This window comes from Peribacillus sp. NPDC096379 (genome assembly GCF_044762875.1).
Lineage (GTDB): Bacteria > Bacillota > Bacilli > Bacillales > DSM-1321 > Peribacillus.
Map to the genome: position 1 here is coordinate 424,961 of NZ_JBIWFD010000004.1, position 15,243 is coordinate 440,203.

The 15,243-nt window shown below is 40.3% G+C and carries 10 protein-coding genes; 1 reads left to right on the plus strand and 9 read right to left on the minus strand.

Translation table 11 applies throughout. The annotated features are described in order from the left end of the window. Nucleotides 1-266: 266 nt before the first annotated feature. The gene (locus ACIQZI_RS19105) at nucleotides 267-638 is read right to left on the minus strand and encodes a response regulator (RefSeq protein ID WP_062185363.1); all 372 of its coding nucleotides are present in this window, start codon (nucleotides 636-638) and stop codon (nucleotides 267-269) included. A gap of 439 nt (nucleotides 639-1,077) precedes the next feature. On the opposite strand from ACIQZI_RS19105, the gene ACIQZI_RS19110 reads away from it, so the two are divergent. Next, complete coding sequence (locus ACIQZI_RS19110; protein ID WP_403076036.1) at nucleotides 1,078-1,605, plus strand: DUF2529 domain-containing protein; 528 nt, start codon at nucleotides 1,078-1,080, stop codon at nucleotides 1,603-1,605. A gap of 142 nt (nucleotides 1,606-1,747) precedes the next feature. Here ACIQZI_RS19110 and ACIQZI_RS19115 read toward each other — a convergent pair whose 3' ends face one another. The 8 genes from ACIQZI_RS19115 to ACIQZI_RS19150 form a co-directional block, all read right to left on the minus strand. Beyond that, nucleotides 1,748-3,343 (minus strand): CTP synthase, encoded by a 1,596-nt coding sequence (locus ACIQZI_RS19115; protein ID WP_403076039.1) that lies wholly within the window; start codon nucleotides 3,341-3,343, stop codon nucleotides 1,748-1,750. Between the two features lie 395 nt (nucleotides 3,344-3,738). Further along, complete coding sequence (gene rpoE / locus ACIQZI_RS19120) at nucleotides 3,739-4,296, minus strand: DNA-directed RNA polymerase subunit delta (RefSeq protein WP_403076042.1); 558 nt, start codon at nucleotides 4,294-4,296, stop codon at nucleotides 3,739-3,741. A gap of 660 nt (nucleotides 4,297-4,956) precedes the next feature. Then, the gene (gene icmF, locus ACIQZI_RS19125) at nucleotides 4,957-8,223 is read right to left on the minus strand and encodes a fused isobutyryl-CoA mutase/GTPase IcmF (protein WP_403076044.1); all 3,267 of its coding nucleotides are present in this window, start codon (nucleotides 8,221-8,223) and stop codon (nucleotides 4,957-4,959) included. A gap of 66 nt (nucleotides 8,224-8,289) precedes the next feature. Beyond that, the gene (locus ACIQZI_RS19130; RefSeq protein WP_403076047.1) at nucleotides 8,290-9,429 is read right to left on the minus strand and encodes an acyl-CoA dehydrogenase; all 1,140 of its coding nucleotides are present in this window, start codon (nucleotides 9,427-9,429) and stop codon (nucleotides 8,290-8,292) included. A 12-nt stretch (nucleotides 9,430-9,441) separates the two neighbouring features. Next, entirely contained in the window at nucleotides 9,442-10,572 is a 1,131-nt protein-coding gene (locus ACIQZI_RS19135) for an acyl-CoA dehydrogenase (protein ID WP_403076050.1), read from the minus strand. A gap of 32 nt (nucleotides 10,573-10,604) precedes the next feature. Further along, nucleotides 10,605-11,456, minus strand: a complete 852-nt coding sequence (locus ACIQZI_RS19140; RefSeq protein WP_403076052.1) for a 3-hydroxybutyryl-CoA dehydrogenase — start codon at nucleotides 11,454-11,456, stop codon at nucleotides 10,605-10,607. 33 nt (nucleotides 11,457-11,489) lie between these two features. Beyond that, a complete protein-coding gene (locus ACIQZI_RS19145) occupies nucleotides 11,490-12,680 on the minus strand; it encodes an acetyl-CoA C-acetyltransferase (RefSeq protein WP_062185333.1) in 1,191 nt (396 codons plus the stop codon). A gap of 340 nt (nucleotides 12,681-13,020) precedes the next feature. Beyond that, the gene (locus tag ACIQZI_RS19150) at nucleotides 13,021-15,150 is read right to left on the minus strand and encodes a heterodisulfide reductase-related iron-sulfur binding cluster (RefSeq protein ID WP_403076232.1); all 2,130 of its coding nucleotides are present in this window, start codon (nucleotides 15,148-15,150) and stop codon (nucleotides 13,021-13,023) included. Nucleotides 15,151-15,243: the final 93 nt, after the last annotated feature.

Below are 15,243 nucleotides of genomic sequence, written 5' to 3' on the forward strand. Positions count from 1 at the left end.
GAAAATAAAACGACTTTACAAGAAGTACAATCATCTTGAAAAGAGAAAGAATCACGAAAATTAGTCTACTCACCATACAAAAATACTATATATTAAATCGTCGCTATTTTATAGTTTTCACACAAAATCTCGTTGAATTTGCCATTTAAATAGTTCCAGCATTAAGATGGCCGCGTCCTTTTTTCCTTCAAAAAGGGCAGGCGTGCATCTGTGAGAAAATAGAAAAGTTTCATTTAGCTTTTATTCATTTATCAATTCAAAGTCAATTAGTTGGATTGAATAAGTATATGTTCACGCACTGCTTTACGAATGTCGTCTATATCAAATGGCTTTGCAAAATGAGTAAGTGCTCCTAAGTCCTTCGCTTCTTGAATCATATCAAGTTCCCCATAAGCAGTCATAATGATGACACGGATGTCAGCATCTATTTGCTTCATACGCTTTAGTATTTCAATTCCATCCATACCAGGAATTTTCATATCCAAAAGAACCAAGTCTGGTGAATGATTCGTAACGATATCAAGTGCTTGCACACCATTTGCGGCCTGAAATGTATCATACCCTTCCTTATGTAACACCTCATTTAATAATATTCTGATACCGAATTGATCATCGACAATAAGAACTTTCCCTGCCATACTCTCACTTCTTTCTGAATAAAATTATTATATCTATTTGACTAACCATCAGTAAGGTATTACAAAAGCACAAAATTTAAAATCGCTTTTGTTTGAAGAACCCCATTAGTAGACATTTCCTTTTATTTGTTATTGCCGTTTCGAATACTTATCCGTTTTAGTATTTACAAGCTCTACCTTTTTACTATTCAAAGTATTGTATTATAGTCAGTTGATGTTAGATATGGTTCCTTCTTTACAATTGTAAACTATTCACTCAAATTAAAATACTATATTTTTAAAAAAATGGGAAATTCAAAGAAACTTTAAAGTATTTGATACTGCTTTAGTCGATGAAAAAACGTAATTAACTTAGTGGCTTCCTTTCAAATCAAAATACTTTCCCTTATAATTAAATGCATTCAGTTTGTGAGTATAGTGATTGAAAGGAGTTTTATCCATGTTAAAAATGTTCTCCACCCAGTTAACTGGATTATATAAAAAGATGCTTGATGAAGAAAGCTTCAATTTCGAAGATGGTGCAAGACTTCTTGCTCAAGCGGCTATTAGTGATGGTACGATTTATCTCAAAGGTTTCCAAGAGATGGGAGGCATTCTTTCAGAAGCTTTTTACGGCGCAGAACCTTTCTCAAGTGCTAGACCCTTTGATGAAAGTGTTTCGTTAACTGTGGCCGATCGCGTTATCTTGTTTACGAGATACTCCACCGATGAATCAGCCATACAGCTTGCAAAAAAACTGCGAGACCAACAGATCCCTTTTGTAACAATCGCCACTTCCTTAGATGCTGATGGAGAATCCATCGAGCACTATTCTGATGTACACATTAATTTACGGTTGCAAAGAGGGTTAATTCCAGACGACTCAGGAAACCGCGTCGGCTTTCCGCATTTAACGATCGCTTTGTTTGCCTATTATGGAATTAAATCTACACTTGAAGAAATTCTTTTGGAGTATAGCGAAGAATAAAGTGAAACTTCCATATCAAATTAAGTAAAACGAGGGTATCCCAAAAGGTCCGTCCACGCACACATAGTTCAGAGATTCTTCTGTATATGGCGGTTGCTGACTCTTTCATTATGGGAAACCCTCGTTTTTTTTACATTATTTATTATGCTTTCAAAGACATTTCCACAAAATCACGGAATAGTGGTTGTGGACGATTTGGACGAGAAATGAATTCTGGATGGAATTGAGAAGCTACAAACCATGGATGATCTTTCAATTCAATAATTTCAACAAGGCGACCATCTGGGCTCGTTCCGGAGAAGACAAATCCTGCTTCTTCCATAGCTTGACGATAATGGTTATTGAATTCATAACGATGACGGTGACGTTCATAAACCACTTGTTGTCCGTAAGCATCGTAGGCTTTTGTACCTTCTATTAGTTTACATGGATACAGTCCTAGACGTAATGTTCCACCTAAATCTTCCACGTCTTTTTGTTCTGGAAGAAGATCGATGATAGGATGCTGTGTATCCTGATTAATTTCCGCTGAGTGTGCTCCTTCTAGACCAAGCACATTACGAGCAAATTCAACGGAAGCTAGCTGCATACCTAAGCAAATACCAAGGAAAGGTTTTTTCTGTTTACGAGCAAATTCGGTAGCTGCAATTTTCCCTTCAATACCACGATCACCGAATCCACCAGGTACAAGAATCCCATCAGCTTTACCCAATAGTTCTTCGACATTTTCTCTCGTAACACGTTCAGCATTAACCCAATCAATTTCAACATCCGCATCATGCGCATAGCCTGCATGCTTCAATGCTTCAACAACCGAAAGATATGCATCTTGAAGTTCAACGTATTTCCCAACAAGAGCAATCTTTGTAGTTTTTGAAAGGGACGTAACTTTTTTAACAAGCTCTTTCCATTCTGTCATATCAGCTTCTTTGCAATCCAACTTCAAGTGGTCACAAACGATTTGGTCCATATTCTGCGCTTGAAGTGCTAAAGGAATGGAGTAAAGGGTATCCGCATCTTGACATTCAATGACTGCTTTTTTATCAATATCACAGAATAAAGCAATCTTATCTTTCATATCTTGAGAAATTGGCATTTCCGTACGACATACGATGAGGTTTGGCTGAATACCAAGGCTTCGCAACTCTTTTACGCTATGCTGAGTCGGTTTTGTCTTTAATTCTCCCGCTGCTTTAATAAATGGAACAAGGGTACAATGAATATACATCACATTATCACGACCGATGTCACTTTTGATTTGGCGAATAGCTTCAAGGAATGGAAGCGATTCGATATCGCCCACAGTTCCGCCGATTTCTGTTATGACAACATCTGCATTTGATTCATTTCCTGCTAAAAATGCACGTTCTTTGATTTCATTCGTAATATGAGGAATAACTTGTACCGTTCCACCCTGATAATCGCCTCGACGCTCTTTTCTAATAACAGTCGAATAGACTTTACCTGTTGTCACATTACTATGTTTTCCAACATTTATATCAATAAAACGCTCATAATGACCTAAGTCAAGATCGGCCTCAGCACCATCATCGGTTACATACACTTCACCGTGTTGATACGGGCTCATTGTTCCTGGATCCACATTGATATACGGATCAAATTTTTGAATGGTTACACTTAGTCCTCTGTTTTTCAATAATCGTCCTAATGATGCTGCCGTAATCCCTTTACCTAGCGAAGAAACGACACCGCCTGTTACGAAAATATACTTTGTCATGTTGTATCCCCCTTCAACTTCTCTTACATAATTGTCGCCTATGTTAATTTTTCTTACATCCTAAGTCCATTCTTTCAGATTCCCCTTTAATTGCAGGACCATTTATACGAATCCATAAAAAATAAAAAAATGATGTTTATTTGAATGATTCATTCAGCAATCCATCATTTTACGTAGCTTTGTTTTCAACAGATAGAAAGTTTATGTTTTTTTAAAACCTACCTTCCTGTCTAACGCAAGCAGCCTCAGAGATTGAAACAGTGCTTCCGCTTTCTAATAAAAAACAAAACGCTCCGCTTACAGATGTAAGGGAGCGATATATTTATTATCCTGTCCTTTTTTAAGGAGCCCAAAGATGACTCTACAAATTCCGCTAGAAAAAGTCAAGGAAATCCCTATTCTTTTTCTACTTCTTCATCAAGGTCTTCTTCCTCATCTAATTCAAGTTCATCTTCGTCTATTAATTCTTCATCAAGGTCTTCTTCCTCGTCTTCGACTAAATCATCGTCAACATCCTCATCAAGCGGATCATCAAGAAGATCATCTTCGTCCTCATCAAGATCTTCTATATCTTCTTCAAAACCTAAATCATCCTCATCCAGCTCTTCAAAATCATCCTCGATGACTGAAGCTTTCTTGGCCTTTTTCTTTTTCGGCTTAACAACATGGACAACCTCATCTTCGATTTGATCAACCGGATACCATGTTTTCAATCCCCAGCGATTTTCACCTAAACAAGTAAAGCGTCCATTAACATTTAAATCCGTATAAAATTGCGGGATTATACTTTTAATTTGTTCTTTCGTTAATCCTTTCAAAGCAGCCAATTCTTTTACTAAATCATCAAATAACAGAGGGGCATTCTTTTCTACAAGCAATTCATAAGCCACTTCAAGCAATGACATTTCTAATAATTCTTCTTTTGAGTATGATTTTAAACTCAAGTTCGGCACTTCCTTTCTCTATATCAAACACTCTGTAAGTGTCCTTTCATATAAAACAAATATGGCGTTAAAACGCCACCATTTACTATGAAGGATAAATCCTATTACACGTTACACTCATCTAATCACAATGGTGGCGGTGCGGAGCCGGACTTCGGGGGACTTTCTTAATAAAATAAGTATACCCGCAAAGCAGATTGACTATATAGTAAGTCACGAAGCCCCGCTCCTATGTCCTTTAAACAAAACTAACAAAAGATATTCATACATCATTCTGTATCGTCTATTGCTCTTCCCGCTAAACATACTATCCATTATAAACAATACCAGGAGGTTTATGCTAGTTAATCTTAGATTCTATGCTTATGACAGATCTTTTGAAAAAGCAAGAGAACCTTATAAGAGGATGTTCAAAAAGTCCGGTAAAAAGTAGCTGTCGAATTGCATCAAAGCTCTGTCTCTCTATACCTGTACGTATTACCGCATACGTGCAGGTATAGAGAGATGCGCTCCTCGAACTTTTCGGCTCTTTTTATCCTCCTTTTTGAACACGCATTATAATAGGGATCCTTACCTTTTTAGCGATCAATCATTACCACTTTAGCATATTTCCCTAAAAAAATTCCATCACGAATACAGACATAAATGGAATTTCCCTTGCATTTTTATTTACATATTTCTTCTATATTGGCCACCCACCTCATACAAGGCACGGGTGATTTGTCCGAGGCTTGCATATTTCACACATTCCATCAGCTCGACAAAAATGTTTTCTCCATTCATGGCCGATTTTTTTAAACGTTGTAACGATTCTTCAGATTGATCGATGTTACGTTTTTGGAAGATACGAAGGTTCTCGATTTGACCTTCTTTCTCTTCACTAGTAGCTCGTGCTAGTTCCATCGTATCAAGTTCTTCTGCGCTTTGCGGATTAGGGTTCAAATACGTATTAACTCCAATGATCGGCAGTTCTCCTGAATGTTTCTTCATTTCATAATACATCGATTCATCTTGAATCTTTCCGCGTTGATATTGAGTTTCCATGGCACCGAGAACCCCACCCCGATCATCTATTCGGTCGAATTCCAAAAGGACGGCCTCTTCAACTAAATTGGTAAGCTCTTCAATTATATACGAACCTTGAAGAGGGTTTTCATTTTTGGAAAGCCCAAGTTCCTTCGTAATAATCATTTGAATCGCCATAGCGCGGCGAACTGATTCCTCAGTAGGTGTCGTAATCGCTTCATCGTAAGCATTTGTGTGCAAAGAATTACAATTATCCTGGAGAGCCATCAGTGCTTGTAAGCTCGTGCGAATATCGTTAAAATCAATTTCCTGTGCATGTAGCGAGCGACCAGATGTTTGGACATGATATTTCAATTTCTGACTTCGTCCATTTGCCCCATACTTATCACGCATAACCGTTGCCCAAATTCTTCTCGCTACCCTACCGATTACCGTATATTCCGGATCCAACCCATTCGAGAAGAAAAATGATAAGTTCGGAGCGAAATCATCGATCCTCATGCCTCTGCTTAAATAATATTCTACATACGTAAAGCCATTCGCCAGTGTAAAGGCTAATTGCGAAATGGGATTAGCGCCAGCTTCTGCGATATGGTAACCGGAAATGGAGACAGAATAATAATTCCTCACTTTCTGATGAATAAAGTATTCCTGGATATCTCCCATCATTCTTAGGGCAAACTCCGTCGAGAAGATACATGTGTTTTGACCTTGATCTTCTTTGAGAATATCAGCTTGAACCGTTCCACGTACTGTTTGGAGTGTATACGATTTAATTTGTTCCATTTCCTCTTGCGTTACTGTTCTTTTTAGTTCGATTTCTTTCATGACAACTTGTTGTTCAATGGCTGTGTTTAAATACATCGCTAAAATAATCGGCGCTGGACCATTGATGGTCATTGATACCGATGTGGAGGGGTGGCATAAATCAAAGCCTTGATAGAGCTTTTTCATATCATCTAACGTACAAATGCTAACTCCACTTTCCCCTACTTTTCCGTAAATATCTGGTCGATGATCAGGGTCTTCACCATATAGAGTAACGGAATCAAAGGCTGTGCTAAGTCTCTTGGCATCATCATCTTTAGATAAATAGTGAAAGCGTCGGTTCGTTCGATCAGGTGAGCCTTCGCCCGCAAATTGACGTTTTGGATCCTCTCCCTGTCGTTTGAATGGGAAAACTCCGGCAGTATAAGGAAATCTCCCAGGAATATTCTCCAAATAAACCCAACGAATAATTTCTCCATAGTCAACAAACTTAGGCAGAGATACTTTCGGAATCGATAAGCCTGATAAACTTCTTTGGCGTAGTTCAGTGACAATTTCTTTATCCCGTATTTTTGTAGTCAGCTTATCTCCAGAATATTTTTCTTTTAAACCATCCCATTCAGTAAGGATTTTTTTGGATTCTTCCGTTAATTTTTCTTCTGTTTCGATACGCAATTCTTCAAGAGCTTCCCAAACAGTTTGACCTGTGTCTTGCTGTTTGACTGCGTCAATGGCTCCTTCGAGCTGAAATAAACGACGGGCTACTTTCGCCTGTTCTTCCGTGCGATGGTGATAATTCCGGACTGTATCTGTAATTTCACGTAAATAGTAACGGCGATTATTGGGAATAATCATGTTTAGTTTCTTCACGTCAGCTTGCTTTGAAAAGCTAGTCGTCCATAAAGTTCCTGTCTTTTCATTTACCTTCTCTATTAATACAGCAAATAGGGCATTTGTTCCCACGTCATTAAATTGAGAAGCAATGGTCCCAAAAACGGGCATCTCTTCTGCGTCACGGTCAAAAAGCATCCTGCTTCGTTGATATTGCTTTTGCACCTGATTTTTGGCATCTTCTGAACCTTTCCGTTCAAATTTATTGATAACAACCAAATCTGCATAATCAATCATATCAATTTTTTCCAATTGAGAAGGTGCTCCAAATTCACTTGTCATTACATATAAAGAAACGTCACAAACTTCAGCGACTTGAGCATCACCTTGCCCAATTCCACTCGTTTCCACGATGACTAGGTCAAAACCAGCCGCCTTGACTACCGAAATCGCATCACGGATAGCTAATGATAGCTCTGTCTTGGAATGGCGTGTTGCAAGGCTTCGCATATACACGCGATTAGAGAATATGGCATTCATTCGTATACGATCACCAAGTAAGGCACCACCTGTTTTCTGTTTGGTTGGGTCAATGGACAGTACAGCCACTCTCTTTTCCGGAATTTCGTTAAGGAAACGACGAATTAATTCATCGGTTAAGGAGCTTTTTCCCGCTCCTCCTGTTCCTGTCATTCCAATAACCGGTGTCAATTTATTAGATGTCTTAATTTGTTCAAGGAGGCGCTCCGCTGTTGCCGCTGTTTCAGCATCCATCGCCATCTTGTTCTCAGCAAGTGTAATGTACTTTGCAACAGCAACCGGATTCCCCGTTAGTAATTCGTCAAATTGATCTGGCTGAGACGCTTGAATGGTCGAGAAATCACATTCTTTAAGTAGTTTATTAATCATTCCTTGAAGCCCTTGGTTTCTTCCGTCTTCAGGGGAAAAAATATGACAAATCCCATAATCATGAAGTTCTTTGATTTCTCGGGGAATAATGACTCCGCCACCACCACCATAAATCCGAATATGCGGCGCTCCCTTTTCCTTCAACAAATCATACATATATTTAAAGTACTCTAAATGGCCACCCTGATAGGATGTAACAGCAATCCCCTGAACATCCTCCTGTATCGCCGCATTTACTACTTCCTCAACTGAACGATTATGGCCGAGATGAATCACCTCAGTACCGCTTGATTGCATGATTCTTCTCATAATATTAATCGTTGCATCATGTCCATCAAACAAACTCGAAGCTGTCACAAAACGAATCGGATGTTTCGCTTTGTAAACCTCAATTGTACCCATTTGCTTCCCCCTCACCGCAATAGGTTATCATGTTTTTACATTCACTACTGATGGAAGCTTTCTAGTTTATTTGGTTAACATTCTTGATATCACGAGTTTTTGAATTTCTTGAGTGCCTTCATAAATCTGGGTAATTTTCGCATCTCGCATATAGCGTTCAACTGGATAGTCTTTCGTGTAGCCATAACCACCAAATATTTGTACTGCTTCCGTTGTCACTTTCATTGCCGTGTCTCCAGCAAATAATTTTGACATAGCTGATTCTTTTCCATACGGAGACCCTTCCGATTCAAGCCAAGCAGCTTGGTACGTAAGGAGACGGGCAGCCTCCACACTGGTGGCCATTTCCGCAAGCTTAAAGCTAACTCCTTGTTGGGCTGCAATTGGTTTTCCGAACTGGACGCGCCCTTTTGCATATTCAACGGCTGCATCGAGCGCACCTTGAGCAATACCGACAGCTTGGGCCGCTATGCCATTTCGACCACCATCTAGCGTCATCATGGCAATTTTAAACCCTTCCCCTTCTTTTCCTAGCAAGTTTTCTTTTGGAACCTGACAATCTTCAAAAATAATTTCAGTAGTTGGCGATGAACGAATCCCTAATTTCCTCTCTTTTTTCCCTATGCTAAATCCAGGAAAATCCTTTTCTATAATGAATGCACTCGTACCTTTTTGTTTGGACGTAGGATCGGTTAAAGCAAAGACAATGTACGTATCCGCAATCCCGCCATTTGTGATAAAGATTTTGGAACCATTTAACACATAATGATCATCTTCTAATCGAACCTGTGTGCTCATTCCTCCAGCATCTGAACCAGCACCAGGTTCTGTCAGACCGTATGCACCAATTTTCTGTCCTTCTGCCATCGGACGAAGATATTTCTGTTTCTGTTCTTCAGTACCAAACGAATAGATCGGCCATCCTGCAAGAGATGTATGGGCGGATAGTGTAACACCTGTTGAAGCACATACTCTTGAAAGTTCTTCAACCGCGATACAATAGGCCAAATAGTCGCTACCGATTCCACCGTATTCTTCGGGCCACGGAATGCCAGTTAAACCCAATTCAGCCATTTTATCAAACAGCGTCCGATCAAATCTTTCTTCTTCATCACGTTCTGCGGCAGTTGGTTCTACTTCTTTTTTTGCAAAATCACGGACCATTTTTCTGATCATGTCGTGTTCATCCGTTAATTTAAACTGCATGCCTTTATCCCCCTACAAATGTTTGTGAATCACGATTTTTTGAATTTCACTCGTACCTTCGTAAATTTCTGTCACTTTTGCATCGCGAAAATAGCGCTCAACGGGGTATTCCTTCGTATAGCCGTATCCACCAAACACTTGAATGGCTTCTGTCGTCACATCCACTGCTGTTTTTGAAGCAAATAGCTTAGCCATCGATGCTTCTTTGCCACAAGATAAACGATGCGAACGAAGATAAGCTGCTTGGTAGACTAATAGTTTGGCTGCTTCAATTGCTGTCCCCATTTCGGCAAGCTTGAAACCAACTCCTTGTTGTGCTGCAATTGATTTTCCAAATTGAACACGTTCCTTCGCGTACGCTACAGCATGACCAAAAGCACCTTCTGCAATGCCTAGTGCTTGTGCGGCAATACCAATTCGCCCTACCTCTAAATTGGCCAAGGCAATTTTGAATCCGTCTCCTTCTTTGCCTAATAGGTTTTTTACCGGTACCTTCATATCCTCAAATGTAAGCTGTACGGTTCGTGAACCCATCAGACCCATTTTATGTTCATCTTTGCCAATGATTAGACCTGGTGTGTCTTTATCGACAATGAAAGCAGATATTCCTTTGCTTCTCTCTTGAGGGTTAGTGGAAGCAAACACAATATACACATCCGCTTCTCCGCCATTTGTGATAAATGCTTTTGAACCGTTCAATCTATAAAAATCTCCATCTCTTATTGCCCTTGATTTCAAGTTAGCAGCATCGGAGCCAGCACTAGGTTCTGACAAACAAAATGCGCCTAAATATTTTCCAGTTGCAAGCTTCGGAACATATTTTTGCTTTTGCTCCTCGTTCCCGAAATAGACGATTGGATTTGTTCCGACTGATGTATGAACAGATAAAACGACGCCCAAGGCGGGGCTTACTTTGGAAATTTCATGAATGGCAATAATATAAGAAATAAAATCCATTTCAGCTCCGCCATATTGTTCAGGTATCGGAATCCCCATTAATCCAAGCTCCCCCATTTTTTGAAGCACTTGTCTGGGAAATTCACCGTTCTCCATCCGCTCTACAAAGGGAGCAACCTCTGTCGCCGTAAAATCTCGAACCATTTTCCGCATCATTTCTTGCTCTTCATTAAAGTGGAAAATCATCTGTACTCCCCCTAGCTGTCACTAAATACTTGTTAGCTATATTCATAAAAGCCACGTCCTGACTTTTTACCAAGCCATCCTGCTTTTACATACTTACGAAGTAGCGGGCATGGGCGGTATTTGTCGTCACCAAAGCCATCGTGGAGCGTTTCCATGATATATAAACATGTATCTAAACCGATAAAGTCAGCGAGCGTCAATGGCCCCATTGGATGGTTCATGCCTAACTTCATGACATCATCAATCGCTTCCTTCGAGGCCACACCTTCATATAATGTATAAATAGCTTCATTGATCATTGGCATCAAAATTCGATTGGATACGAATCCAGGAAAATCATTCACCTCAACCGGCACCTTTTTTAGCGATAGAGCCATTTCTTCAATCGTTCTATATACTTCATCATCTGTCGCCAGACCGCGGATGATTTCAACAAGTTTCATGACGGGAACTGGGTTCATAAAATGCATGCCAATTACCTTTTCAGGACGTTTAGTCGCAGCTGCAAGTTCAGTAATGGGGAGTGAGGACGTGTTGCTAGCGAGAATCACATGAAGAGGTGTAATCTGATCAAGCACAGTAAATAATGATGCTTTAATTGCCATATTCTCTACTGCCGCTTCAATGACTAAATCAACTGAAGCCGCGTTTTGTATATCAATAGAGGAGGTTAGCCTTTTAAGCGTATCTGTTTTTTCCTGCTCGGTAAGCTTTTCTTTATTCACTTGTTTAGTCAAATTCTTCGTAATAGTCGTAAGTCCACGATCCACGAAATCCTGGTTTAGATCATGTAGGATCACTTCATACCCACTCATCGCACATACTTGAGCAATTCCTGAACCCATTTGTCCGGCTCCAATGACCATTACCTTGTTAATATCCACAGCTACTCCTCCTCATCTCGATTGAAAACTCTATTATGCTTGACTTGGCACTTCTATTAAAATGGCATCTCCTTGACCGCCACCGCTGCAGATTGCGGCAATTCCTAGACCACCGCCGCGTCGTTTCAGTTCATGCATAAGTGTAATGATGATGCGTGCACCGCTTGCCCCTATAGGATGACCAAGCGCTACCGCTCCACCATTCACATTCACTTTTTCTTGATCAACATTGGCAATTTCCTTACTAGCAAGCGCTACGGCTGCAAATGCTTCGTTAATTTCAAATAAAGCAATTTCATCAAGTGATTTCCCGGTCTTTTTCAATAATTCATTAATTACGAAACCTGGGGTTTTTGGAAAATCCTTCGCTTCTACTGCTACTTCTGCATGACCAAGAATATAAGCAAATGGAGCAATGCCTTCTTTCTCTGCCCGCTCTTCACTCATTAATACAAGTGCTCCTGCTCCATCATTTACTCTGGGAGCGTTTCCTGCTGTAATCGTTCCTTCATTGTTAAAAGCAGGTCTGAGCGTTGCTAGTTTCTCCATGGTTGTATCTTTTCTTGGCGCCTCATCGTTCGCAACCGTTAACGGCTCACCTTTTCTGTTAAGTACTTGAACCGGTATAATTTCTTTTGCAAGTGTCCCATTGGCAATCGCCGCTATTGCTTTTTGGTGACTTTGAAATGCCCAATGATCCTGATCTTCCCGTGATAATCCCAGCTCTTTGGCTGTGCTGTTTCCGTATGTGCCCATATGTACACCTGTAAAGCTGCAGCTTAAACCATCATGAATCAGTACATCTTCCAATTCTGAATCACCCATTCGCAATCCCCATCTTGCATTTGGCAAAATGTATGGCGCTTTACTCATAGACTCCATCCCACCCGCTACAATGACCTCTTCATCTCCAAGCCTTATAATTTGATCAGCAAGTGTCACACTGCGTAGTCCAGACGCACAAACTTTATTAATCGTTTCTGTTTTCACTTCCCAAGGTAATCCTGCATGGCGTGCTGCCTGCCGAGAAGGAATTTGTCCCTGCCCTGCTTGAAGTACATTTCCCATAATCACTTCATCAACTTGGCTACCATTAATCCCAGCTCGGTTAAGCGCCTCTTTAATCGCGACTCCACCAAGCTCTGAAGCTGTTAAACTACTAAGACCTCCGCCAAATTTACCAAAAGGTGTACGAGCACCACTCACAATCACTGTTTTTGCCATTTTAAATTCCTCCCAATCCCTTTAATTAGATTTTTTCATAACTAATTGAATGCTCGCTCGTAAGAAAAGTGCAAGCACCTTGTTTGTTCTTTTTGTGTAAGCGCTTTATTATCTGATTTATTTAAACTCGATAAAAATATTGAATAAAACTTCTTTACATATATCAGTTTCGATAAAGTGAGACTTCAATTGGGGGTACTTTCCCCCCACCCTTTTATTTCTTGATTATCTAAACCAAAATTGATGTAGGTGGTTACCTTAAACTAGGATAAAAAATTACGCGCGCTCAATAAGTTTGAAGCTCTAAGCAGTAGATAACACTGCTTTATAAAGGTTTATATTATGAAACTACCATTTGCTGATTCCCTATGACTGATCGTTCCAGTAATTCCGCTACATCATAGGTTTTTACATCCTCTTCTACTTCTTTCGCCTTCGTTCCATCTGAAAGCATCGTTAAGCAGTATGGACAGCCTGAGCTGATCACGGATGGTTTTACAGCGAGCGCTTGCTCTGTTCGGGCGATATTGATCCGGTGTCCGGTTTCTTCTTCCATCCACATCAAGCCGCCGCCTGCTCCACAACACATCCCGTTTTCTCGACTCCTTTCAATTTCAACAAGGGTAACGCCAGGGATTGATTTTAAAATCTCCCGCGGTGGGTCATACACTGCATTGTAGCGGCCTAAATAACAAGAATCGTGGAAAGTTACCTTCTCATGAACCGGGTGCTTCGGCACAAGTTTCCCTTCTTTTACAAGCTTGGCAAGCAGTTCTGTATGATGATACACTTCTGCGTCCAATCCGAAATCAGGATATTCATTTTTGAAAATATTATAGGCGTGTGGGTCAATTGTGATGATTTTCCTCACATTATGTTTCTCAAACTCTTCAATGTTTTTCGTTGCAAGCTCTTGAAAAACAAATTCATTTCCTAAACGGCGTGGCGTATCCCCTGAATTCTTCTCTTTGTTGCCAAGAATCGCAAATTTCACACCAGCTTCATTCAGTAACTTGGCAAAGGATAAGGCGATTTTTTGGCTGCGGTTATCATAAGACCCCATGGAACCGACCCAGAATAAGTATTCGAATTCTTCGTCTGCTTTCTTCAATTCCTTTACAGTTGGAATGTAGACATCAGCGCGTTGCTCTCTCCAGTCTTCTCTTTCTTTCCTGTTTAAGCCCCAAGGATTTCCTTGGCGTTCAATGTTTGTCATAGCACGTTTCGCGTCTGGATCCACTTTTCCTTCTGTTAAGACAAGATAACGCCTCATATCAATAATTTTATCGACATGCTCGTTTAATACTGGACATTGGTCTTCACAGTTCCGACAAGTTGTACAAGCCCAAAGCTCTTCTTCCGTAATTACTTCGCCAATCAAGCTCTTACTGTATGTTTCAGCAGTTGCTGCTGTTTCTTGTGCTCCCGCTGTTCTTGATGCAATCGCAATCTGATTTCCTTCTGTTTGCCCAAAAACAAATGTCGGCACCCATGGCTGCTTGCCTGTAATCGCAGCTCCAGTATTGGTTAAGTGATCACGCATTTTCACGATAAGATCCATTGGCGAAAGCATTTTTCCTGTTCCAGATGCTGGGCACATATTCGTACAACGGCCACATTCCACACAAGCATATAAATCAGTAAGTTGGTACTGCGTAAAATCTTCAATCTTCCGAGCTCCGTAATAGACCTCTGCTTCACCTTCCTCTGATTCTTCTTCAAAATTAATGGATGCAAGCTTCCCAGGGTTCGTTAAGCGCATAAAGAAAACATTCACAGGTCCTGCAATTAAATGTGCATGTTTAGATTGTGGGATATAAACAAGGAAGGTCAATATAATTAGCAAATGTAGCCACCATGCCATGTAAAAGCCTACCGTTGCGGCTTGTGGTCCTATCCAACTGAATAGGAATGCAACTGCTGAAGCGACTGGCTCTGACCAAGTAGCTTCATGCTCGTTCCAGACCATCGCCATTCCATTACCTATTAACACAGTAGCCATAATGCCGCCAATAAAAAGGATGACGAGCATTGCCTTGAAGTCACGTTTTAGGCGTACAAGTTTCTCGATATAACGGCGGTAAAATGCCCAAATGATCGCGACAAGTACGGTTAATGTGACCATTTCCTGAAAGAATGTAAAGGCAGGATAGACTGGGCCAAAAGGTAAATGCCAACCCGGTTTCAAACCTTTGATAATAAAGTCGATTGCGCCAAATTGCACTAAAATAAACCCATAAAAAAGCATGACATGAATCGTACCGCTTTTTTTATCCTTCAATAATTTCTTCTGTTTAAATACATATACCCAAATATTCAATAGCCGCTCTTTAACACGGTTATCGAATTCTACTTTTCCCCCAAGCTTCACATAAGCTGTTCTCGTTCTAAGTAAATAAGCAAAAAGGCTCACCGAGTAAATGATTACAATTACTGTCGCGACTAAGTTTAACCAGAGTAAACCATTCATTTCCACAGATATAACCCCCTTCTGGTGAATTGCCGATTTTAATATGTAGAATACATCTGCCCATATTTTGTAATAGATTACCTCCATTATATA

Coding starts and splice junctions, on each gene's coding strand:
- ACIQZI_RS19105 (WP_062185363.1), bottom strand. CDS start 638: ATGGCAGGGAAAGTTCTTATTGTCGATGATCAATTCGGTATCAGAATA.
- ACIQZI_RS19110 (WP_403076036.1), top strand. CDS start 1,078: ATGTTAAAAATGTTCTCCACCCAGTTAACTGGATTATATAAAAAGATG.
- ACIQZI_RS19115 (WP_403076039.1), bottom strand. CDS start 3,343: ATGACAAAGTATATTTTCGTAACAGGCGGTGTCGTTTCTTCGCTAGGT.
- icmF (WP_403076044.1), bottom strand. CDS start 8,223: ATGGGTACAATTGAGGTTTACAAAGCGAAACATCCGATTCGTTTTGTG.
- ACIQZI_RS19130 (WP_403076047.1), bottom strand. CDS start 9,429: ATGCAGTTTAAATTAACGGATGAACACGACATGATCAGAAAAATGGTC.
- ACIQZI_RS19135 (WP_403076050.1), bottom strand. CDS start 10,572: ATGATTTTCCACTTTAATGAAGAGCAAGAAATGATGCGGAAAATGGTT.
- ACIQZI_RS19145 (WP_062185333.1), bottom strand. CDS start 12,680: ATGGCAAAAACAGTGATTGTGAGTGGTGCTCGTACACCTTTTGGTAAA.
- ACIQZI_RS19150 (WP_403076232.1), bottom strand. CDS start 15,150: ATGAATGGTTTACTCTGGTTAAACTTAGTCGCGACAGTAATTGTAATC.